Raw genomic sequence first — 20,475 nt, 5'->3', positions numbered from 1 at the left:
TAATCGCCGAGGCTTCCTATAGACTCCATAGTCGATGACTATGGAAATTCGCCCCCTCGGCTACTTCGTCGCCGTCTATGAAGAGCGCAATCTCAGCCTCGCCGCGCGGCGGGTCGGGGTGTCGCAACCGTCGATTTCGGCGGCCATGCAGGCGCTCGAGAGCGCGCTCGGCTGCCCGCTGCTGATCCGCCACGCCAAGGGCGTGACACCGACGGCGGCCGGTGAACAGCTTTATCCGCTGGCGATCAAGCTGCTCGGCGACGCGGAGGCGATCCATCGGGTGGTGCGCGAGCATCGGCCACTGGAACCCTTGCGCCTTTCCCTGACACGCTTCCTGCCGCTCGAGCGCGCCGTGGCACTGGTGCGCGAGTTCTCACGCGCCTCCGGTGGCTATGACGTCATCCTGGCCGGCGAGGACGAGGAGGCGGATTTGCGCGTGGTGACCCATTCGACATTGCGCGACGACGAGATCTTCTTTCCCCTTTGGCGCGACACCTATCTTCTCGGCCTGCCGCGCTCGCATCCGCTGACCCTGCGCTCGGCGCTGGCGCTCGACGATCTGCAAGGCCTGCCATGGCTGAAGCGCACCGGCTGCGAGGTGGAAGCCCAACTCGAGGCCGCGCTGGAGCAATGCGGCGTCGCACCGGCGGTGAAGGCGCGCATCTCCTCCGACGAAAGCGCCATCGCCCTGCTCGACGCCGGGCTCGGCTCCTGTCTCCTGCCGCGCCATGCGATCGTCGGGCCCCAGTCGCAGCTTTGCGAATTGGCCGGCATGACGCTGGAGCGCAATGTGGGCATCGCGCACGCCCGCAATTATCCACTGACCGATTCCCTGCTGCAGGCGCTGGAACAATGCCGTCGCCTCTGGCAGAGCGGCGGCTGACGCCTGCATCGCCCGAGAAATAAATGAAGCCTTGTTTTAATGATCGATAGCGCCTATACTGACGACATCGATCTTGCTTGTTGAACTTTGTTTTCGAGCCTTAACCGCTCTAACGATCTTCCCTCTCAACGTCGACCTGTTCGTTTGCCGGGCGTGGCGCCTGGTGGACATATTTCTATGACTGATTGAAAGGAAATCGTCATGACCATCGGAACCGTAAAGTTCTTCAACAGCACCAAAGGCTTCGGCTTCATTCAGCCCGACGACGGCGCAGCGGATGTGTTCGTTCACATCTCGGCTGTCGAGCGCGCCGGCATGTCCGGCCTTAATGAAGGCCAGAAGGTAAGCTTTGACATCGTCAAGGACAGCCGCTCGGGCAAGAGCGCCGCAGAAAACCTGCAGTCGGCGTAAGCTTCATCTTCGATCCGTGACCACGGATGTACTGGCACGGATTGTCGAGATGAGAGAAGAGGTCGGGCCCCTGCCCGGCCTTTTTGTTTTATGCGCCATGCGCACCGGAGGCGTGTAGAATCGCTTCCGTCCCCTGCGTGCCCATTCCGGCTTTTCGGGCACCCAAGCGGGTATCGATCCCGCTCGCCCGCGAAGCGCGGCGAACACTCTGAAAGGAGGCAAGCAACATGACCAGCCCTGTTACAAAGCACAATCTGTTCAAGCCCACCCGACCGAAAGCGGAAACGAAATCCGAAACCACGAACAGCATCGCCCGGGCGATCATCGATGCCGAGGCGGAAAGCCGTGAGGCAAAGACCCTTCGGCTGAAAAAAGCGCGCCTGGCGATGGAAGCAAAGCAGCCGGCTCCAGCACCTGCCAAAACTCGCGCCAAGAAGGCGTCCAAGCCCAAGTCGACGCCAAGTGCTGGAATTGCTTCGCCGCCGCCTGATTGATACGATATGTCTTGCCTGGGCAAAGGCCCGGGCCTGGGAGGTTCTTTGACAAACAACACCGCCGATGGCGCCGCCATTGAAGACGATGCCCGTGCATGGACTGCCGTGCTGGCACGCTATCGACAACCCAGCATCGCCCGCAGCACGGTCGAGATCGTCATCACCGCCCTTCCCTTTGCCGGGCTTTGGACGCTGGCTGCCCTCTCCGCGGTGTACGGCTTCTGGCCCGGTCTCCTGTTGACCATCCCGGCGGCCGGCTTTCTGGTCCGCCTTTTCATCCTGCAGCACGATTGCGGCCATGGCGCCCTGTTTCCGCGACGTATGGCCAATGACTGGACGGGGCGCACCATCGGCGTTCTCACCCTGACCCCCTACGACTATTGGCGGCGCAGCCACGCGGTGCATCACGCGACCGCCGGCAATCTCGACAAGCGCGGCGTCGGCGACATCGAAACGCTGACCGTCGGCGAGTATCGCGCCCTGCCGTGGTGGGGCCGCATGCGCTATTGGCTGTATCGCCATCCGCTGGTGATGTTCGGCCTTGGACCGGCGTGGCTGTTCCTATGCCAGTACCGCCTGCCGTTCGGCATGATGCGCGACGGCGCACAGCCCTGGATTTCGACCATCGCCACCAATCTTGGCATTGCGCTGCCGGTGGCCGGCCTGGTCTGGCTGATGGGGCTCGGCCCATTTCTGATGGTGCAGCTGCCGATCACCCTGATGGCGGCGACCGTCGGCGTCTGGTTGTTCTACGTCCAGCATCAGTTCGAGGAAACGCACTGGTCGGAGGGCGAGGAATGGAACTTCCAGCGCGCCGCGCTGCATGGCAGCTCGCATTATGACCTGCCCGCCGTGCTGCGCTGGTTCACCGGCAATATCGGCATCCATCACGTGCACCATTTGTCGAGCAAGGTGCCGTTCTATCGCCTTCCGCAGGTCCTGCGCGACCATCCCAAACTGCGCGAGACGAGCCGCATCACCTTTCTCGAGAGCCTGGGTTGCGTCAAACTCGTCCTGTGGGACGAGAAAGCCAAGCGCCTGGTGTCCTTCCGTGAAGCGCGGGCGGCCGGATAGACCGAGGCAGCCATTCCATGAAGCACTGAACCGTTTAGACGGAGACCGACCAGTTGGCTTCGAGCTCCTCGCGCCAGGCGAAGCGCTTCAGATGGTCGAAGACCACATTCTGAGCCCGCTCGATATCCTCATCGGTCTTCGTCGTACAGTCGATGGTGAGGGCATTTTCGCCGGCCCGCAGACCGCATTCGCCAAAGGGAAAATCGATCCGCCCGCGCTCGGTATCGAACTCGACCGAGACCTTGTGGGCAAAATGCTTGCAAAGCTGCTGAAGATATTTGGACGCGTGTCCGGTCGCGATGACGGCCGTCGAACGGGGCATTGGCAGAACTCCTTGAAACCGGGAAATCCACATTGGCGATAACGGCTCATTGCCGCGCCATTAAAGTTGATTGTCATATTCATATTTGATAACCGGTGGCCAGGCAAGATGGGATCCTGCTGCGGAAATGCTGCATGGCCCGTCTGCCCCACCCGTTTCTCATCGTGGAGCCAATCGATCATGCTGAACGCCCATTTCCTCGCCCGGCGCTTATCGCCGCTGCTCCTCCTGGCGGCCCTCGTCCTGCCAAGCCTCGCCCAGGCGCAGGAAATCAAAGTTCAGCATGCGCAAGGCGAGACCGTCCTGAACGGCGTGCCGAAAAAGATCTTCACCTTCGATCTCGCAGCCCTCGACACGCTCGACGCGTTGGGTGTCGAGGTGGCGGGCGTGCCGTCCGCCTTCATCCCCGACTATCTGGAGACGTATCGCGGCGACGCCCATGCGAAGATCGGCTCGCTGTTCGAGCCCGATTTCGAGGCGGTCAATGCGGCGGCTCCCGATCTGATCATCGTCGCCGGCCGTTCGGCCCCGCAATATGCGGCCCTGTCGCGCATCGCGCCGACCATCGACCTGACGGTGGCGCCCGAGGCATTCTTTACCGGCGCCAAGAAAAACGCCGAGACGCTGGCGCGCATTTTCGGGAAGGAAGACAAGGCTGCCGAACTGATCGCCAAGCTCGACGGCGCCGTCGCCGATCTGCGCAAGCAGGCCGAAAGCGCCGGCAATGCGCTCGTCATCCTGACCAATGGCGGCAAGATTTCCGCCTACGGCACCGGCTCGCGCTTCGGATGGGTCCACCAGGATCTGGGCATCAAGCCGGCGGTCGACGATGTCGAGGCTGCCACCCATGGCGAGGCCGTTTCCTTCGAGTTCATTCTCAAGACCAACCCCGATTGGCTGATCGTCGTCGACCGCGATTCGGCGGTGGGCAATTCCGGCCAGACGGCCAGACAGACGCTCGACAACGAGCTGATCGCCGCCACCGAGGCCGCCAAGAACGGCAGGATCTTCTACGCCGACACGGTGCGCTGGTATCTCGTCGGCGGCGGAATGTCCTCGCTGCAGACGGTTGTCGACAATATTTCCACGGCCCTCGGCAATCAGGATTAGGCCTCCATGGCCGTGCGGGCATTGCCGGCAGGTTCGGGCATATGGGGCTCCGCCGCCGGGCTGATCCTGGCGGCGGGGCTCGTCCTGGTCCTCGCCGCCGCGAGCATTTTCATCGGCGTCGCCGACATGTCCGTTGGCGCGCTGATGGAGGGCGGGGAGAATGGCAGGGCGTTGCAGCTCCTGTTTGTCAGCCGCATTCCGCGCACCCTGGCCATCGTCCTGTCCGGCATGTCGATGGGCGTTGCGGCGATCATCATGCAGATGCTGTTTCGCAACCGCTTCGTCGAACCCACCACCACCGGCACGGTCGAGGCGGCAAGCCTCGGCCTTCTGGCGACGGCGCTTCTGGCTCCGGCCCTGCCGATCTTTTCAAAGATGCTCGTGGCCGCGCTGTTCGCCCTGGCGGCGACGTTCCTGTTCCTGCGCTTCGTCGCCAAGATCCCCTCAAGCGCCAGCCTGATCGTCCCGCTGCTCGGCCTGATGTTCGGCGGCGTCATCAACGCGGTCACGACGTTTCTCGCCTATCGCTACGACCTGCTGCAATCGCTCGCCGCATGGACCAATGGAGATTTCTCCAGCGTCCTGCGCGGCCGCTATGAGCTCTTATGGATCGCCGGACTGTTGGCCGCGCTGTCCTATCTGGCGGCCGACCGCTTCACCGTCGCCGGCCTCGGCGAGGCGTTCACCCGCAATCTCGGCCTCAATTATGGGCGCATCCTGGCCTTCGGCCTGTGCATCGTTTCCCTGGTGGCGGCGGCGGCGGTGGTCACCGCCGGCGCCGTGCCGTTCTTCGGCCTGATCGTCGCCAATGTGGTGCGCATGATGGTCGGCGACAATCTGCGCCGCGCGCTGCCCTGGGTGGCGCTTTCGGGGGCAGCCTTCCTGCTGGCCTGCGACATTGCCGGCCGCACCTTGCGCTTTCCCTATGAAATCCCGGTGGGAACGGTGGTCGGCGTGCTCGGGTCGGCCATTTTCCTCTATCTTCTCCTGCGGCGGCGGGCGCGTTTTGGCTGAACGGCAATCCACCCGGAGGGCAAGGCTGGTGCTTGCCGGCCTGACCGGCGGCGCGCTTGTGGCCGCGGCGGTCTTCATGACGCTCGGCGCCAAGGGACAGTGGGATTTCATCCTCGCCTTCCGCGGCACCAAGCTGATCGGCATGGCGCTCGTCGCCTACGCGGTGGCGACCTCGACGGTGCTGTTCCAGACGATCACGCAAAACCGCATCCTCACCCCATCGGTGATGGGTTTCGATGCGCTTTATGCGGCGATCCAGACCGCCGTGGTCTTCTTCCTCGGCGCGCATCAATTGTCGATTTTCGACCCGCGCCTGCGCTTCATCGTGGAAGCGCTCATCATGAGCGGATTGTCGCTATTACTGTTTCGCTGGCTGTTTCTCGGCCGCCATCGCGGCCTGCATCTGGTGGTGCTGGCCGGTATCGTCTTCGGCGTGTTCTTCCGCAGTCTTTCCCTGATGATGCAGCGGCTTCTCGATCCCAACGCGTTCATCGTCCTGCAGGACCAGCTTTTCGCCAGCTTCAACACCATCGACCAGGAACTGCTGCTCGTCTCCGGCGTCATCGTCGTCGCCACATCCATCCTCAGCCGCCGGCTGCTCGCCCGGCTCGATGTGCTGGCGCTCGGCCGCGACGTGGCAATCAATCTCGGCGTCGATTATCGCCGCGTGGTGATGCTGCTGTTCGCCATGATCGCCATCCTCGTTTCGGTTTCGACGGCCCTTGTCGGCCCCGTCACCTTCTTCGGCCTGCTGGTCGCCAACCTCGCCTACCAGGCGCTGGGCACCGACCGCCACCGCTACACGCTGCCGGCGGCGACGCTGATCGCCATCATCGCGCTGGTCGGCGGGCAAACCATCTTCGAACGCGTCTTCGGCTTCGACACGGCGCTCAGCATCATTATCGAATTCACCGGCGGCATCGCCTTCATGCTGCTGCTCTACCGGGACCTGAAACGATGATCGAAATCGCCGGCGTCAGCAAAACCTATGAGGACGAGACCGTTCTCGACGATGTGAGCCTCGTCCTGCCGGAAAGCGGCATCACGGCGATCGTCGGACCGAACGGCGCGGGAAAATCGACGCTGCTGTCGATCATCGCCAGGCTCATCACGCCCAGCGCCGGCGCGGTGCGGGTCGACGGGCTGGACGTGCAGAAGACGAAAAGCGACGTGCTCGCCAAGCGTCTGGCCATCCTGCGGCAGGTCAACCATGTCGGCATGCGGCTGACCGTCGAGGAACTGGTGACCTTCGGCCGGTTTCCCCATTGCGGCAGCAGGCCGACGGCGGAGGACGAGCGCCATGTGCGCGAGGCCATCGCCTATCTCGGCCTGGAGGCGCTGAGCGGGCGTTTCCTCGACGAGCTTTCCGGCGGCCAGCGCCAGCGCGCCTTCGTCGCCATGGTCCTGGCACAGGACACGAACTACGTGCTTCTCGACGAGCCGCTCAACAGCCTCGACATGAAGCACGCGGCGGCGATGATGAAACTGCTGCGCCGGGCAGCCGACACGTTCGGCAAGTCGATCGTCGTCGTCGTGCACGACATCAACTTCGCCTCCATCTATGCCGACAGGATCGTCGCCATGCGCGACGGCCGCGTCGTGCTGGAAGGCACGTCCGACACGTTCATGCGCGAGGCGGTCCTGCGCGACATTTACGACACCCATATCGACGTGCGCGAGGTCGATGGCCACCGTCTCGGCCTGCATTATCTGTAGCAGCCTGATCGGTGGGCAACGGCCGACGCGCGGATATTTTTCCTATCGCTGCGTTCAAATATGATTAAACTGTGCAAATACGCGCAGTGCAGCGAGAATCATAATGGCCGAGACCCAGCAGAACGAGACACAGGAGCCGCTCTACGTGGTTCCGCCGGTGGTGCGCGCGGTCGCGCTGTTGCGCTATGTAGCCGCCGGCAATCGCTGCCGCAACATCAGCGGCGCCGCCAAGGCGCTCAACATCAACCGCACGACGCTGATCCGGCTGCTCGCCACGCTCGAGGCCGAAGGCATTCTGGAGCAGATCGCCGACGATGGCGGATACAGGCTCGGCACGGGGCTCATCGCGCTCGCTTCCGAAGCGCTCAACGAGCGCGGCATCCTTCAGGTGGCGCGGCCGTTCCTGAAGCAACTGGTCCAGTCGCTCAATCTTTCGGCCCATCTCGGCGTCCTCGAAGGCCGCGAGATCGTCTATCTGGCGCGCGAGACGCCGAACTCGCACCTCGCCAGCACGGTGCGCGAAGGCACGCGCCTGCCGGCGCACGCGACGACCATCGGGCGCATCCTCTTGGCCGAGCTGCCGCAGGCATCGCTGCGCGCGCTCTATGCCGGCCAGGTGATGGAATCGTTCACCACCAAGACGCGCACCTCGCTGGCGGATCTGGAAGCGCAGTTGCAGGCGGACCGAGTGCGCGGCATGGCGTGGAGCGTCGCCAATTTCGAACGGGAGATCGGCTCGGCCGCCGTCGCCATCCACGATCACCAGGCGCGCGCCGTCGGCGCCATCAACGTGACCGGCCACGCCAGCGTCTTCGCCGATGACAGCCCGCTGGTGGACAAGATCGAGCACGAGTTGAAGGCCGCCGCGCGCGCCATGTCGGAAGCGCTCGGCTATCGCGGCTGGTCGGCCGATCAATTATAGCTGTAGCCGTAAGACAGGGTGAAGGCTCGATCACGTAGCGGCGCGTTTCCCGCCAGCGCGCGGCGCAGCCACAATCGGCCATGCACCTGGGTCAGCGAGAAATCAACGCCCTCGGGCAATCGCGCATCCTGGCACCACAGCCCGCCCAGCCACTCGGCCTGCCGGAACGACGCCGGCCCACCCATCCGGACGCCCTGCAGCGAGAAATTGCCATAGCACGCGATGCCCCGGAAATCCGCATTCCCAGCGAACCGCGCTTCGTCGAACCGGGCAATGCCGCGAAACTCCGCCGCGTCGAATTGCGCTGCGGCAGCGAAGGCGGCGTTGTCGAAGCGCGCATCATTGGTGAACAGCGCCCGCGCAAAGCCGGCCACGCCGCCGAAACGCACGCCGCTGAACCAGCTCACGCCGAGAAACCGGGCACCTGCCGCATCGATCCCGTCAGGAAAGGATGCGTCGGTGAAGTTAACGCCCGTCAGGTCGAGCCCGGCGAGATCGAGCGGCCCGTCGCAGACGACGCCTGAAAGGTCGACGCAGTCGCCGTGCCGCCACGGGACCGAAACCAGCGCACGGATTTCGGCGGCCTTCATCAGGCGTTCTCGCCGATCTTTTCCTCGGCAAGCGCCACCATCCGCGCGGCCCAGGGAAACGCCAGATCCTCGGCCATGTCGCTGCCCGAGGCATCGTGGGTGATGCGCTCGCCGATCTGCACCGCGCCGTGCGAGGCCAGCAATTCGGCAAGCCCCTTGCTGCCGAAATTGAAGGTCTCCTCGTACTCGCTGTCGCCAAGGCCGAAGATGGCGAAGTGGATGCCCGACAGGCTGGGCGCGGCCGCCTTCAGCGCCTCGGCAAAGGGCTGTGCCGATGCCGGCAACTCGCCATCGCCATAGGTCGAGCAGACGATCATGTGCAGCCGGCTGCGGTCGAATTCGTCGGGCGCAAAATCCGACAGATTGCGGCATTCCACATCGTGATCGCCGTCGAGCTCGGCCATGATGTCCTCGGCCAGCATCTCGGCATTGCCGGTCTCGGTGCCGTACAAAAGCATGATGTTCATTGAGGACACTCCTCTGTCTGAAGGGCCAACGCCAGCATGGTTTCGCGCGAGGCGATCTTGACGCGGCAACGGTTTTCCGGCGCTGCGGCGATTTCGGCGGCATCGATGCGCTTCCAGCCTTCGTAGCCGACCGCCCTCGCCCAGGCAGGGAAAGCGTTCCGGCCGGGCTTTTGCGCCGGCGTGCCTTCCGCCTCGAGATCGGCCAGGATGCGCGTTGCCAGAAGCTGCGCGTCGGCGCGGTTGTCGGGAATGGTGCCCTGCGGCCCGCGACGGAACCAGCCGGTCGCATAGAGGCCGGGCGCAAGGACGCCCGCCTCCCGGTCGGCTGCCGAACCAATGAGCGCGTCGCGCGGCAACACGCCTTCCGCGCCAAAACCAATCGCCGTGACGAAGGCGCTGCATGGCAAGGCGATGGCCCTGCCCTGCGCATCCTGAAAACGCGCCTCGCTGATGCGCCCGCCCTCGCCGGCAAGTTCCATCGGCGTCAGGCCGAAACGGAACGTTATGCGGCGCGGGCCGGCACCGTGACCGTCGATCGCCTCGAGCGCAGCGATCTTCTTCGCGCCTTCCGGATCATCGCTGGCGCCGGCGCCCAGAACGCGAATGCGCACCCCTTCGAGTTTCGCCAGTTCCTTGACCATGACCGCATCGAACTTCGCCGCCGCCGCCGGCGAGCGCCCGACAATCTCGATCTCCTCGATGCCGGACCCCGCCAGCCAGGCGGACGGCACGGGACCGAGATCGGAACCGGCCAGTTCGTCCGGCGTCTTGGCAAGCAGGCGCACTATGTCGATGGCGACGTTGCCATTGCCCATGATGATCACACGGGGGCCAAGTTCCGGAAGCGGTTCGGCGTCGGGATGCTCGTAGAGCGCGCGCGTCAGGCGGCCGGCGCGATGGACGCCCTCCAGCGTCTCGCCCGCAATGCCGAGCGTGCGGTCGGCGGACAATCCGGCGGCCAGCACCACGGCGTCATAGGCCGCGCGCAGATCGTCGAGGCCGACATCCTCGCCGACGGCGACATTGCCGACGAAGCCGGCGCCCTGGCGCTCGAACAGGCGCTCGAACTGCCGGATAACGCCCTTGGTGCCCTGGTGGTCGGGAGCAACGCCATAACGCACCAGACCATAAGGCACCGGCAGGCGGTCCACCAGGTCGAGCCGCAGCTCCGGCGCCGCCTTCAGCAGCGCCTGCGCCAGATAGCAGCCGGACGGGCCCGAGCCGACAATGGCGACGGCGCGGCTCATGACGCCTGCACCGTGGCCGCCGCCCAGGGGTGCGGCATGCCCGACAGATCGGTGTAGAACGATTTCTGCGCCATGTAGGCGCGGATGCCGTCGCGGCCCTTCTCGCGGCCCATGCCGCTCTCCTTCTCGCCACCGAACGGCGTCGAGATCGAGAACTGCTTGTAGGTGTTGACCCAGACCGTGCCGGCGCTGATGGCCGTGCCGACGCGCCAGCTTTTGGGGAAATCGCGGGTCCAGATGCCGCAGGCCAGACCATATTCATTGTCGTTCGCCTGGGCGATGACGTCGGCTTCGTCGTCGAACGGAAGGACCACCAGAACCGGTCCGAACACCTCTTCGCGGCAGATGCGCGCCGTGTTGGCGACGCCGGCGAGAATCGTCGGCATGTAGTAGGCGCCCTTGTCGAAATCCGGCCCCTGAGGTGCGGTCCCGCCGGCCAGCAGCTCGGCCCCTTCGTCGCGCGCCTTGCGCACATGCTCGGCAACGCTGTCGCGATGGTCGAAATGCACCATCGGCGCGACCTGGGTGTCCGCTTCGAAGGGATGGCCGACCTTCAGGCGTTTCGTCGCCGCCACCAGCTTTTCGACGAATTGCGCATGGATCGGCCGCTCGACGAACAGGCGCGCGCCGGCGATGCAGCTCTGGCCGGTCGAGGAGAAGATGCCGAACAGCACGCCGGCCAGCGCCTGCTCGATATCGGCATCGGCGAAAACGATGGTCGGTGACTTGCCGCCAAGTTCCAGGGATACCGGCATCAGTTTTTGCGCCGCCTTGACGGCAAGCGCCCGGCCGGTTTCGGTGCCACCGGTGAAGCTGATCTTGGCGATGTCGGGATGCTCGACCAGCAGATTACCGATTTCGCGGCCCGAACCCGGAAGCACGGAAAACAATCCCTTGGGCAGGCCCGACGCCTCGATGATCCGCGCCAGTTCCAGAGAGACGAGCGGCGACCAGGAGGCCGGCTTCAGAAGGACGGCATTGCCGGCGGCGAGCGCCGGGGCAACCTTCTGCGCGTCCGAGGCAATCGGCGAGTTCCACGGCGTGATCGCGCCGACAAGTCCCAGCGGCTCATGCACCGACATGGTCAGCGCGTTGCCGCGCTGCGCGGTCAGCGCCTCGTCGGAGGTCTCGAGCACCGCGCCGAAATAGCGGAACGTGCCGGCGGCCGATGCGGCCAGCGCGCCCGTCTCGCGCAAGGTCTTGCCCGTGTCGCGGCTCTGGATGTGAGCGATGCGCTGGGCGTTCGCCTCGATGCCGTCGGCGATGGCATAGAGGAAACGTGCCCGCTCATGCGGCTTCAGATTGCGCCAGGCCGGGTCCATCTGTGCCCGCTTGGCGCGCTCGATGGCACGTTCGCCATCGGCCAACGAAGCACCGCGCAGCACGCGGTTGACGCTGCCGTCGGCAGGAAAGATCGAGGTGATCTCCGCGCCCGTTCCCTCTTCCCACTCGCCAGCGACAAAAAGTTTGTTCTGCGGCAATTCGATCATGTTCGCCTCCACCTCAGATGGCCACCGGACCGATCCGGTTCCGGATCTCGCGCAGCACGCTGTAGACCGTCGAAACGGATGTCTTGGCGTTGCCCGCCGACGGCAGGTTCTCGATGCGCATGGAGTATTTCGCCAGCGGCGAGACGACCGAATACTCATGGACGTTGCCGGGCGCGGCCGGATCGGCCACCAGTTCCACATGCGTCGCCTCGAAGCCGGCCCCGGCCAGCGCCAGCGTCGCCGCCACATTGGCGTTCTTGGGAAAATCGCGTGCCGCCTCGCGCGCGGTGCCGGTGAAAAACGTGACGGCCTCGCTCAGCGCGCCGAGGTCAAGCGCCTGTTCTGCCGGCGTGCCGCTCCAGGCAAGCGGCGGTTTCGAGCCGCGATAGCGGACTTCAAGCCCCCCGGCAGCGCCAAGTGCGGCCAGGAGATCGATGCCGCCGACCGCGCCGGCCGGCAGGATCAGCCGCGATCCGCCGGCAATGGCGGCCGCGCGCAATTCCGCCTCCAGCGCCGCATCGGACAGGGCGCCGATGGAGACGATCACCACGTCGATGCCGGCGTGCAGAACTGGCGGCACATGCGCCACGACAGCGGCGTGCCCGGCACATTCAACCACCAGACCGGGCCGATGGGCGAGCAATTCCCGCGCATCGGTGACCACGACGGCCTCCCGGGCGACGCTTGCGAAATCGCCCTTCAGCCGGGCTTCGGTTTCTGCCTCCATCTCCGGCAGCGACAGCACCGTCAAGTGCTCCAGCGGCGCATCGAGCGTCTCGGCGAGCTGCCCGAGCAGCGTCAGCGCGATGTTGCCGAAGCCGATCAATCCAAGCCGCATTGCGCTACTCCCCATTGCCGGCAGCGCCTGCCGGCGGGCCGGCGAACGCTTCGTTGAACGGACCGATGGCGCACATGTCGATCTCGATCAGGCGCGGCCCCTTTGCAGTGACGGCTTCGTCGAGGGCGGCGGGAAACTCCGCGACATCGCTGATCAACCGATGCGGCATGCCGATCGCCTTGCAGAAGCCGGCGAAATCGGGCGTCGCCAGCGCCGAATAGTGCCGACGGCTGCCATATTGCGCGTCCTGGATGTTCTGGATCACGCCATAGGCCTTGTCGTTCATCAGCAGGTAGACGAGCGGCGCATCTTCCTCGACGGCGGTGATCATCTCGGCAAGGCCGAGCATCGTGCCGCCGTCGCCCAGAAGCGTGATCGCCTTCGCGCCCTTCGAAGCAACCGCCGCGCCGACGCCCATGGCGACGCCCTGGCCGATGCCGCCGCCAAGCGCGTGGACGCCGAGATTGGGCCCGGCGATGCGGACATAGCGGTTGCCGAAGGTCGAGTTCGAGATGGTGACGTCGCGAACCCACGGATGACCGCCTGAAAACACGCGATCTGCCAGCGTGTCGGCGACGACGCGATAGGGCCCGAGCACGTCGCGCATCCGGCCCTCGGCCGTGGCCCGCGTGCGGGCGATGTCGAAGGACAAATTGGTGTCGGTATCGAGCGTGTCCGGCAGGCGCTGGAGCAGGCGCGCCAGCGTATCGGCTGCATCGCCATGGGCGAACACCTCGACCGGATAATTGCGGCCGCCCTGCGCCGCGTCGGCATCGACCTGCACCAGCGGCCGGGGCAACGGCATCTTGTTGTTGCGCGTTTCGTTGCCGCGCATGCGCGAGCCGACGACGATCATCAGGTCGCAGCTCTGGTAGAGCTCGACGGCCTCCGGCGTCATGTTGAAGGCACCGAGGCTTGCCGGCTCGGCTTCCGAAACGATGGCGCGGCCATTGGTCGAGGTGACGATGCCGAAGCCGCGGCGCATCAGTTCGGTGGCTTCCTTGCCGGCAGCGCGCGCGCCACCGCCCAGCCACAGAAGCGGACGCTTGGCAGCCTTCACCAGCTCGGCGATCTCGTCGATCACCGTGTCCGGGGCGATCGGCCGGGTCGGTTGCGGCTTGTGGATGCGCGCGGTCGAGCGCGCCGGCTTGCGCTGCACGTCGACGGGAATTTCCAGGCTGACAGGCCCTGTCGGTGCCGACAGTGCCGCCGACACCGCCGCCGTCAGCGCGCCGACGGCGCCGTTCGCGTCCCACATGCGGAACACCGCCTTGGAGATGCCGCGCAGCATTTCCGGCTGGCGTGGCACGTCGTGGATCGCGGCGCGGTCGCGGTCGGCGAATTCGAGATCGACCTGCGTGGTGATGTGCAGGACCGACGATCCCGCCGTCAGCGCCTCGGCCTGCGCGCCGGCCGCATTGCCGGCCGCCGTGCCGGTCGAGGTCAGGCACACGCCGAGCTCTCCCGAAACGCGCGCATAGGCATCGGCCATGTTCATGGCGCCGGCCTCGCCGCGCGACGGCACAAAGCGGATGCGCTCCTGGCGGGCGATGGCGTCGAGGATCGGCATGTTGTGAATGGAGATGACCCCGAACACGGTGGTGACGCCGATCTCGGCGAGATAGCGGGCGATGAAATCCCCGACCGTCTCGGAGACTGTGATTGTTTCGAGTTTCATCCCGTGTCCTTCAAATGTAACGAGACAGGCCGCCCGACACTTCGAGCTGGGCGCCTGTGATGTAGCTCGCCGCCGGCGAGCCAAGGAAAGCGATTGCCGCGGCGGCTTCGGCCGGGTTGCCGAGACGGCCGAGCGGAATGCCCTTTTTGGCCGCCAGCGCGCCGTACCAGTCGGCGCGGCTCTGGCTCTGGTCCTCGCGCTCGGCAAAGCGGCGCGACCATTGGCCCGAGCCGACGAGGCCGAGCAGGATCGAATTCACCCGCACGTCCGGCGCCAGTTCGACGCTCAGCGATTTGACGAGGTTCTGCACGCCGGCGCGCGCCGACGAGGTGCAGACCATGTGCGGCTCGGGCTGGTAGGCCAGCAGCGAGTTGACCGCGACGATGGCTCCCTTTGCCTTGCGCAGCATCGGCAGGAAGGCGCGCGTCGGGTGGATCTGGCTGAACAGCTTCAATTCGTATTCGGCGCGCCAGTCGTCATCGCCGGTTTCGGCGAAGGTGGAGATGCGCCCCTGACCGGCATTGTTGACGAGCAGGTCGCAGCGCCCGAAGCGCGCCTCCACCTCGCCGGCGAAACTTTTGACCGCGTCCGGTTCGAGAACCGACAGGGCGCGCGCCATGACCCGCTCCTGGCCGTGGTCGCGCACCAGCACCGCCGCCACATCGTTCAGCCGGCTTTCCGTGCGGGCGCAGAGCGCCACGCTGGCGCCCGACTGCAGCAGCGTTTCGACGGTGGCGAGACCGATGCCGGACGAGCCGCCCGTCACCACCGCCACCTTGCCATCATATCCGTAGTGCATCAGGCGTTGCTCCTGGCCGCTGCGAGTTCGGGGAAACCGGGATCGGGGCGGCCCTGCATCACGGCGCGCTGGGCCGGCGTCGGCGGGCCGGCGGTCATCCAGCGGTCCATCGCCTCGGGATTGTCGCGCGGCCAGACCTGCGCCTCGTGGGTCGCCTCGTCGATCTGCTGCAATTCGGAGGTGAACTCGATCACGAAGCCCGAAGGCGAGACGAAATAGGCGAAGGGATTGTTGCCCGGCCCATGCCGGCCCGGCCCCCAGGTCGGCACGTGTCCCTTCTGCTTCATGCGGCCGATGCCGCGCATGAACTCGTCGATCGACGGCATCTCGAAGGCGACGTGGTTGACGCTGGCGTAGTCGCCGCGCACCAGGGCGATCGAGTGGTGATCCGTGTTGCAGCGCAGGAACACCATCTGGTCGGCCGAATAGTCCGACACCCGGAAACCCAGCACATGGGCGTAGAACTCCTGCACGCCCTCCATGTCCGGCGTGTTCAGCACCACATGGCTGACCTTGCGGGGCTTCGCCCATTCCGGTTCCTCGTCGAGGCTCAGCGCCTCGGTGCGGAAACGCAGGCGGCGGTTGTCGGGATCGAGCATCTCGAAGCCGTAGCCGCCGGCATGGTCGTCGAAGGGGCCCGGCGCGCCCAGCGCGATGCCGCCGCGCGCCATCACCTGGGCGTGAAGCGCATCCATCGACGCGCGGTCCGGCATGGCGAAATGCACATATTCGATGCCGAAGACCGGGCCGTCCTTCAGACCGTACAGGAAGGGTTCGCTGCCGGTGCCGCGCAAGAGCGCCACCCCGTCCGCCTTATGGGCGAGGCTCAGGCCCCACATGTCCTCATAGAAGGGCAACGTCTTCGTGATGCCCGGCCCGCGCATCATGATGCCGCGAAGACTGCCGACGCGAATGGTCTCTGCCATGGTCATTCCTCCTCTAGGCCTCAGCCGACGGTTTCCGCAAGCGCTTCCAGCGCGGCCGCGAAGGCTGCTGGGGCCTGCTGATAAAGGGCGTGTCCGGCACCGGGCACGAGCGTGAGCGTGCCGCGCCAGGGATCGCGCAGCGCCGCATGGGCGCGCTGCGCCGAAGCGGGCGGGGTGACGACGTCTTGAGCGCCGACGATGACGTCGGTCGGCACCTGCAGCCGCTCCGCATCATCAAGCAGGCGGCCCGAGGCGAGCATGCGCGCGGCCTGCGGGTAGCCCGGCGCGCTGACCTTGGCCATGCCGTCGCGCACGCGGCGCACGATGTCCTGATTGACCTCCGGTTCGTAGACCAGCCTTGGCGCACGCAGATCGGCGAAATCTTCAGCGCCGAGCGTCCGCAGGTCGTCGATGCGCGCCTGGGCGGCGGCGCTCAGCGCAGCACCACGCGGCACGCCATGGCCAAGTGCTGGCGAACTCAACAGGAGCCGGGCGACGCGGTCGCGATGGGTGGTGACGAAAGACGCGGCCATCAGGCAACCGAGCGAATGGCCGGCAAGCAGCACGCGATCAAGCCCGAGCCGGTCGAGAAATGCCTTCAGCGCGCCGGCGTAGTCGCTCGCCAGCGGCCATTCCACATCGAGCGGCGCCGACCCGCCATAGCCCGGCGCGTTCCAGGCGATCACCCGCCAGCCGCGCGGCAAATGCGGCAAGAGCGGCACGAAGGAGGCGGCGTTCGAGCCGACGCCATGCAGCATCACCAGCGCCGGGCCGCCCTCGCCGGGCCGCTCCAGATAGTCGATATCGCCGGATGTTTGCTTTGCAAATGTCATGACAGCCTCAGTTGAAGACAAAACCGTTGTTGACCGGCAGCACCTGTCCCGTCAGCGTGAGCGCGCCCTCGGAAAGCAGGAAGGCGATGATTTCCGTGATCTCGCCCGGCGCCTGTTCGCCCGGCACCGCCCGCCCCTCGGCATAGAGCTTGTGGCGGGCCTCCGGCACATAGCCGGTCGATTCCGTCGTCAGGATGCCCGGCGCGACCGCCGTTACGCCGATGCGGTCGGGGCCGAGTTCGCGGGCCAGCGAACGCGTCATCGACATCAGCGCGCCCTTGCTCGCCACATAGGCCATCAGGCGCGGCGCACCCCACAGCGCCGTATCGGAAGCAATGTTGACGATGCGGCCCGATCCCGACGCCTTCAAAAGCGGGGTTGCGGCGCGCGTCATCAGCCATGTGCCGCGCACATTGACGCGCATCACACGGTCCCAGGTGTCGATGTCGATCTCGTCGAAGGGGACGCCACCAATGCCGGTGGCGATGGCGCCGTTGTTGACGAGGCCGTGCAGGACGCCCGCGCCGTGACCGGCCAGGGCCTTGCCCGCCGCCTCGATCGACGCGGGATCGCCCAGATCGAGCCCGATGAAACGCGCGCCGGTTTCATCGGCGACCGCACGACCTTCTTCCTCGGCGATGTCGGCCAGCACGAGGTCGGCGCCCTTTTCAGCCAGGCATCTGGCGATCTCGGCGCCGAGGCCGCGCGCGGCCCCCGTGACCAGTATGGTGCGTCCCTGAAGCATCACTCGGCCGCGGCCTCTGCCATTTCGGCCTCGACCTGGCTCTTGGCGGCGCGGGTCAACACCTGCCTGACGCGCGAGACACCGAGATCGTGCTGGTAGAGCATTTCGCGCTTGCGCGCATCGTCCGGCATGCCTTCCAGCATGACACGATCCTGTTCGAGCACGTCCCAATGGGTCTGCTCCAGCCGGGCGCGGTAGAGGAAGCGCCAGCTTTCGCGGGCAAGGCCCGAGACCTGACGCATGCGCCAGAAGAAGACCTTGCAGGTGGTCGCGTCGACGGGCGTGACGAAGCCGATGATGCGGAAGACGCCGCCCGGTCCCGCCGCCGGCGGATAGGGAATTTCGAGGAAGCAGAACATCGAGCCGGGATGCACCTCGAATTCGGTCCAGTCGAAATTCTCGCCGACCTGCCCCACCCGGCTGACGCGGAAGCCGGCATCGGTCTTGTCGAGCTTCATCAGATCCTGCTTGGAGCCGAAGGCCAGGGTAAAGCTTTCCGCATGCAGGTAGCAGCCATGCATCGGATCGGCGAGGTTATCGAGCGCGTAGCGGTAGTTTGCCTGCCACTCGCCGGTGCACAGGAAACCGGTCCAGCCGTCGCTCGTCAGTTCCTTCGGCAGCACAAGTTCCGGCGCTTCGGGCTGCTCGATCGACGGCACGTAGACGAAGACGGCGTCGCCCGCTTCCGTGACCTCGAAGGATTTCAGCGCCTTGCGTCCCTCCAGCGCGCATTCGGGCATGGCCGGAACCCGCACCACCACGCCATCGCCATTGACGACGACGCCATGGTAGCGGCAGCCGATATTGCCCTCGTGGATCTCGCCATAGGAAAGCGGCGCGCCGCGATGCGGGCAGAAATCCTCGACGCAGCGCAGCCGGTTCGCGGCGTCGCGCCACAGAACGATCCTGTCGCCGAGCAACCGCGTGCCAAAGGGCTTGGTCGCCTTGATCTCGACCGACTTGGCCACCGGATACCATTGGCCGCGCAGGCCGTTGTTCACCCGGTCCTCGATCAGCGATTTCTTGTCGATGGCTGTCATGTCCGTCTCCGTCGTGGATATCCGGAAGCCTCCCGCTTCCGGCGGCAATGGTTGTGGCAAGTCCCGACTATTGCTGGGCCTTGGGCAGATAGTGCAGCACCCGCTCCTCGATCCGCACCAGCACGGTGTAGAGCAGGAAGCCGATCACGGTGAGCAGCACGATGGCGTCGAAGACCATCGCCGCGTTGGCCTGTCCGCCGCCGTAGGAAATCAGGAAGCCGAGGCCGGTGTTGCCGCCGACCAGCTCGCCGACCGTCACGCCGATGACGGCGAGCGTCGAGGCGATGCGCAGCCCGGCCATCAGATTGGGCAGCGTGGAAGGCATCTCGACCTTGAGGAAAATGCCCCAGCGGGAAAGATTGTAGGCACGCGCCAGATTGACCAGATCGCGGTCGACGGTGCGCATCGCCTGCAGCACGTTGACCAGCACCGGGAAGAAGACGATCAGCACCGTCACCAGAAGCTTCGGCATGGAATTGTAGCCGAACCACATGATGAAGAGCGGCGCGAAGGCGACCTTCGGGGCGATCTGCAATGCCAGGATATAGGGCGACAGCACCTTCTCCCAGAACTCGGACATGCCGAGCAGATAGCCGATCACTGCGCCGAGCAGGCTGCCGATGGCAAAGCCGAGCACCGTGTACAGCGCGGTCGACAGCGTGTGGCCGAGAAGCCCCTCCTGGACCCACATGCGCTTCATCTCGGCCAGGCAGTCGGTGACCGTCGGAATGATGAATTTCGGCACGTCCAACGCCGGCGGCAGGAACTGCCAGGCAAGGAGCACCAGCGCCAGAAGCGCCATGCTTGCAAGGAACGTGTTGCGCTGTGTGTTCATGGCGGGTTTCGCTGCCTTGGCCGGGGCGCCTGCCCCGGCCTCCATGGAACTGGCCTGTGTCATTGGACGAAGTCGTTCGTGTAGAGGTCCTCGACCGGCACGGCGGTCTGGACGATGCGGCTGTCGACATAGAAGGCCTGCACCTTGGCGATGCGCTCGGGATCGAAAGAGCCGAGCGGCTGGTTCTCACCCTGCGGATAGACCAGCGTCGCATAGGAGCGCAGGATGCCTTCGATTTCGGCTTCCTTGCCGGCGTGCTGCGGCATGGCGGCGACATAATCCTTGGCGGCCTGCGCCGGATCGGCCGCGATGTCGGCAACGGCCTTCAGCACCGCTCCGACGAAGCCGCGCACCACTTCGGGGCGCTCCTCAATGGTCTTGTCGGAGGCGATGATCGCCTGCGCCATGGCGGGGAAAACTTCGTCGACGGGCATCTGCTCCATCTCGACGCCGGCGGCCTCGATGGCGGCGATCCATTCGGGAACGCCCGACATGGCGTGCAGCTTGCCGGCAATGGTGAGCTGGATGATGCCGCCCGGGCCAACCGCCTGGATGTCGGCATCCGCCTTGGTCATTTCGGCCGAGGCCAGAACGCCGAGCAAATTGTAATAGGTGGTGTCCTGGAAGGCGAGAACGCCAATCGACTTGCCCTTCAGGTCGGCCGGCCCGGTGATGCCGCTGTCCTTGCGCCAGGCAAGCTGGGTCAGGCCGCGACCGCCGAGCAGGGCCACGCCGCGAATGTCGAGCCCATTGGCGCGCACGATGATCGGCGTGTCGCCGATGCCGCCGCCGAGATCGGCATTGCCGACCGCCACCTGGGTCGCCACATCGGCGCCGCCCTTGCCCACCTGGAAGGTGACGTCAAGGCCGGCCGCATCGAAATAGCCCTTGCTCTTGGCAAGCTGGAAGGGTGCGAAGGCCGGCAGGAAGTCGGGCGCCGGGAACAGATAGGTCACCTTCTCGGCAGCGAAGGAGGCGGTGGCGGAAACCGCCAACAGGGCGGCGGCGATGGTCGAACGAAGCATGCGTTTCATCAAAATT

23 protein-coding genes are annotated in these 20,475 nt (G+C 65.7%); 9 read left to right on the top strand and 14 right to left on the bottom strand.

What is annotated here, in order from left to right:
- Nucleotides 1-40 precede the first annotated feature (40 nt).
- The 4 genes from AB843_RS06160 to AB843_RS06145 all read left to right on the top strand — a co-directional run bounded on the left by AB843_RS06160 (nucleotide 41) and on the right by AB843_RS06145 (nucleotide 2,862).
- A complete protein-coding gene (locus AB843_RS06160; RefSeq protein ID WP_048645937.1) occupies nucleotides 41-883 on the top strand; it encodes a LysR family transcriptional regulator in 843 nt (280 codons plus the stop codon).
- 201 nt (nucleotides 884-1,084) lie between these two features.
- On the top strand, nucleotides 1,085-1,294 hold the full coding sequence (locus AB843_RS06155) for a cold-shock protein (RefSeq protein WP_048645936.1): 210 nt from the start codon (nucleotides 1,085-1,087) through the stop codon (nucleotides 1,292-1,294).
- Nucleotides 1,295-1,521: 227 nt separating this feature from the next.
- A complete protein-coding gene (locus AB843_RS24850) occupies nucleotides 1,522-1,788 on the top strand; it encodes a hypothetical protein (RefSeq protein WP_082143679.1) in 267 nt (88 codons plus the stop codon).
- A 45-nt stretch (nucleotides 1,789-1,833) separates the two neighbouring features.
- A complete protein-coding gene (locus tag AB843_RS06145; RefSeq protein ID WP_244467905.1) occupies nucleotides 1,834-2,862 on the top strand; it encodes a fatty acid desaturase in 1,029 nt (342 codons plus the stop codon).
- Nucleotides 2,863-2,896: 34 nt separating this feature from the next.
- Here AB843_RS06145 and AB843_RS06140 read toward each other — a convergent pair whose 3' ends face one another.
- Entirely contained in the window at nucleotides 2,897-3,184 is a 288-nt protein-coding gene (locus AB843_RS06140; RefSeq protein ID WP_048645934.1) for a DUF2218 domain-containing protein, read from the bottom strand.
- Between the two features lie 180 nt (nucleotides 3,185-3,364).
- On the opposite strand from AB843_RS06140, the gene AB843_RS06135 reads away from it, so the two are divergent.
- The 5 genes from AB843_RS06135 (at nucleotide 3,365) to AB843_RS06115 (ending at nucleotide 7,946) form a co-directional block, all read left to right on the top strand.
- Nucleotides 3,365-4,294: a siderophore ABC transporter substrate-binding protein gene (locus tag AB843_RS06135; protein ID WP_048645933.1), complete on the top strand. Its 930-nt coding sequence runs from the start codon at nucleotides 3,365-3,367 to the stop codon at nucleotides 4,292-4,294.
- Nucleotides 4,295-4,300: 6 nt separating this feature from the next.
- Nucleotides 4,301-5,308 carry an ABC transporter permease gene (locus AB843_RS06130; protein ID WP_048645932.1) on the top strand — a complete coding sequence of 336 codons (1,008 nt, stop codon included), beginning with the start codon at nucleotides 4,301-4,303 and terminating at the stop codon, nucleotides 5,306-5,308.
- Nucleotides 5,301-6,269 (top strand): iron chelate uptake ABC transporter family permease subunit, encoded by a 969-nt coding sequence (locus AB843_RS06125; RefSeq protein ID WP_048645931.1) that lies wholly within the window; start codon nucleotides 5,301-5,303, stop codon nucleotides 6,267-6,269. Before AB843_RS06130 ends, AB843_RS06125 begins: the two co-directional genes overlap by 8 nt.
- On the top strand, nucleotides 6,266-7,024 hold the full coding sequence (locus tag AB843_RS06120; RefSeq protein WP_048645930.1) for an iron ABC transporter ATP-binding protein: 759 nt from the start codon (nucleotides 6,266-6,268) through the stop codon (nucleotides 7,022-7,024). The genes AB843_RS06125 and AB843_RS06120 overlap by 4 nt, the downstream gene beginning before the upstream one ends.
- Before the next feature lie 103 nt (nucleotides 7,025-7,127).
- Nucleotides 7,128-7,946, top strand: coding sequence for an IclR family transcriptional regulator (locus AB843_RS06115; RefSeq protein ID WP_048645929.1), 819 nt, complete (start codon nucleotides 7,128-7,130; stop codon nucleotides 7,944-7,946).
- On the opposite strand, the gene AB843_RS06110 is transcribed toward AB843_RS06115, so the two are convergent.
- From AB843_RS06110 to AB843_RS06050, 13 genes are all read right to left on the bottom strand, one after another.
- Nucleotides 7,937-8,536: a pentapeptide repeat-containing protein gene (locus AB843_RS06110; protein ID WP_048645928.1), complete on the bottom strand. Its 600-nt coding sequence runs from the start codon at nucleotides 8,534-8,536 to the stop codon at nucleotides 7,937-7,939. The two genes, AB843_RS06115 and AB843_RS06110, sit on opposite strands and share 10 nt — an antisense overlap.
- Nucleotides 8,536-9,003: a flavodoxin domain-containing protein gene (locus AB843_RS06105; protein ID WP_048645927.1), complete on the bottom strand. Its 468-nt coding sequence runs from the start codon at nucleotides 9,001-9,003 to the stop codon at nucleotides 8,536-8,538. The genes AB843_RS06110 and AB843_RS06105 overlap by 1 nt, the downstream gene beginning before the upstream one ends.
- A complete protein-coding gene (locus AB843_RS06100) occupies nucleotides 9,000-10,250 on the bottom strand; it encodes an FAD-dependent oxidoreductase (protein ID WP_048645926.1) in 1,251 nt (416 codons plus the stop codon). The genes AB843_RS06105 and AB843_RS06100 overlap by 4 nt, the downstream gene beginning before the upstream one ends.
- Nucleotides 10,247-11,740 carry an aldehyde dehydrogenase family protein gene (locus tag AB843_RS06095; protein ID WP_048646114.1) on the bottom strand — a complete coding sequence of 498 codons (1,494 nt, stop codon included), beginning with the start codon at nucleotides 11,738-11,740 and terminating at the stop codon, nucleotides 10,247-10,249. Before AB843_RS06095 ends, AB843_RS06100 begins: the two co-directional genes overlap by 4 nt.
- Nucleotides 11,741-11,753: 13 nt before the next feature.
- The gene (locus AB843_RS06090) at nucleotides 11,754-12,578 is read right to left on the bottom strand and encodes an aspartate dehydrogenase (protein ID WP_048645925.1); all 825 of its coding nucleotides are present in this window, start codon (nucleotides 12,576-12,578) and stop codon (nucleotides 11,754-11,756) included.
- A gap of 4 nt (nucleotides 12,579-12,582) precedes the next feature.
- Complete coding sequence (locus AB843_RS06085) at nucleotides 12,583-14,256, bottom strand: thiamine pyrophosphate-binding protein (protein WP_048645924.1); 1,674 nt, start codon at nucleotides 14,254-14,256, stop codon at nucleotides 12,583-12,585.
- A 10-nt stretch (nucleotides 14,257-14,266) separates the two neighbouring features.
- On the bottom strand, nucleotides 14,267-15,055 hold the full coding sequence (locus AB843_RS06080; protein WP_048645923.1) for an SDR family oxidoreductase: 789 nt from the start codon (nucleotides 15,053-15,055) through the stop codon (nucleotides 14,267-14,269).
- Nucleotides 15,055-15,981: a VOC family protein gene (locus tag AB843_RS06075; RefSeq protein WP_048646113.1), complete on the bottom strand. Its 927-nt coding sequence runs from the start codon at nucleotides 15,979-15,981 to the stop codon at nucleotides 15,055-15,057. Before AB843_RS06075 ends, AB843_RS06080 begins: the two co-directional genes overlap by 1 nt.
- A 20-nt stretch (nucleotides 15,982-16,001) precedes the next feature.
- The gene (locus AB843_RS06070) at nucleotides 16,002-16,814 is read right to left on the bottom strand and encodes an alpha/beta fold hydrolase (RefSeq protein WP_048645922.1); all 813 of its coding nucleotides are present in this window, start codon (nucleotides 16,812-16,814) and stop codon (nucleotides 16,002-16,004) included.
- 7 nt (nucleotides 16,815-16,821) lie between these two features.
- Complete coding sequence (locus AB843_RS06065) at nucleotides 16,822-17,559, bottom strand: SDR family oxidoreductase (protein ID WP_048645921.1); 738 nt, start codon at nucleotides 17,557-17,559, stop codon at nucleotides 16,822-16,824.
- The gene (locus AB843_RS06060; protein ID WP_048645920.1) at nucleotides 17,559-18,599 is read right to left on the bottom strand and encodes a Rieske 2Fe-2S domain-containing protein; all 1,041 of its coding nucleotides are present in this window, start codon (nucleotides 18,597-18,599) and stop codon (nucleotides 17,559-17,561) included. The genes AB843_RS06065 and AB843_RS06060 overlap by 1 nt, the downstream gene beginning before the upstream one ends.
- Before the next feature lie 67 nt (nucleotides 18,600-18,666).
- Nucleotides 18,667-19,434, bottom strand: coding sequence for an ABC transporter permease (locus AB843_RS06055; RefSeq protein WP_048646112.1), 768 nt, complete (start codon nucleotides 19,432-19,434; stop codon nucleotides 18,667-18,669).
- A 59-nt stretch (nucleotides 19,435-19,493) separates the two neighbouring features.
- On the bottom strand, nucleotides 19,494-20,468 hold the full coding sequence (locus AB843_RS06050; RefSeq protein ID WP_048645919.1) for an ABC transporter substrate-binding protein: 975 nt from the start codon (nucleotides 20,466-20,468) through the stop codon (nucleotides 19,494-19,496).
- Between the last annotated feature and the right edge of the window lie 7 nt (nucleotides 20,469-20,475).

Source organism: Nitratireductor soli, from assembly GCF_001050155.1.
Classification (GTDB): Bacteria; Pseudomonadota; Alphaproteobacteria; order Rhizobiales; family Rhizobiaceae; genus Nitratireductor; species Nitratireductor soli.
This window is presented reverse-complemented; position numbering and strand designations above follow the sequence as displayed.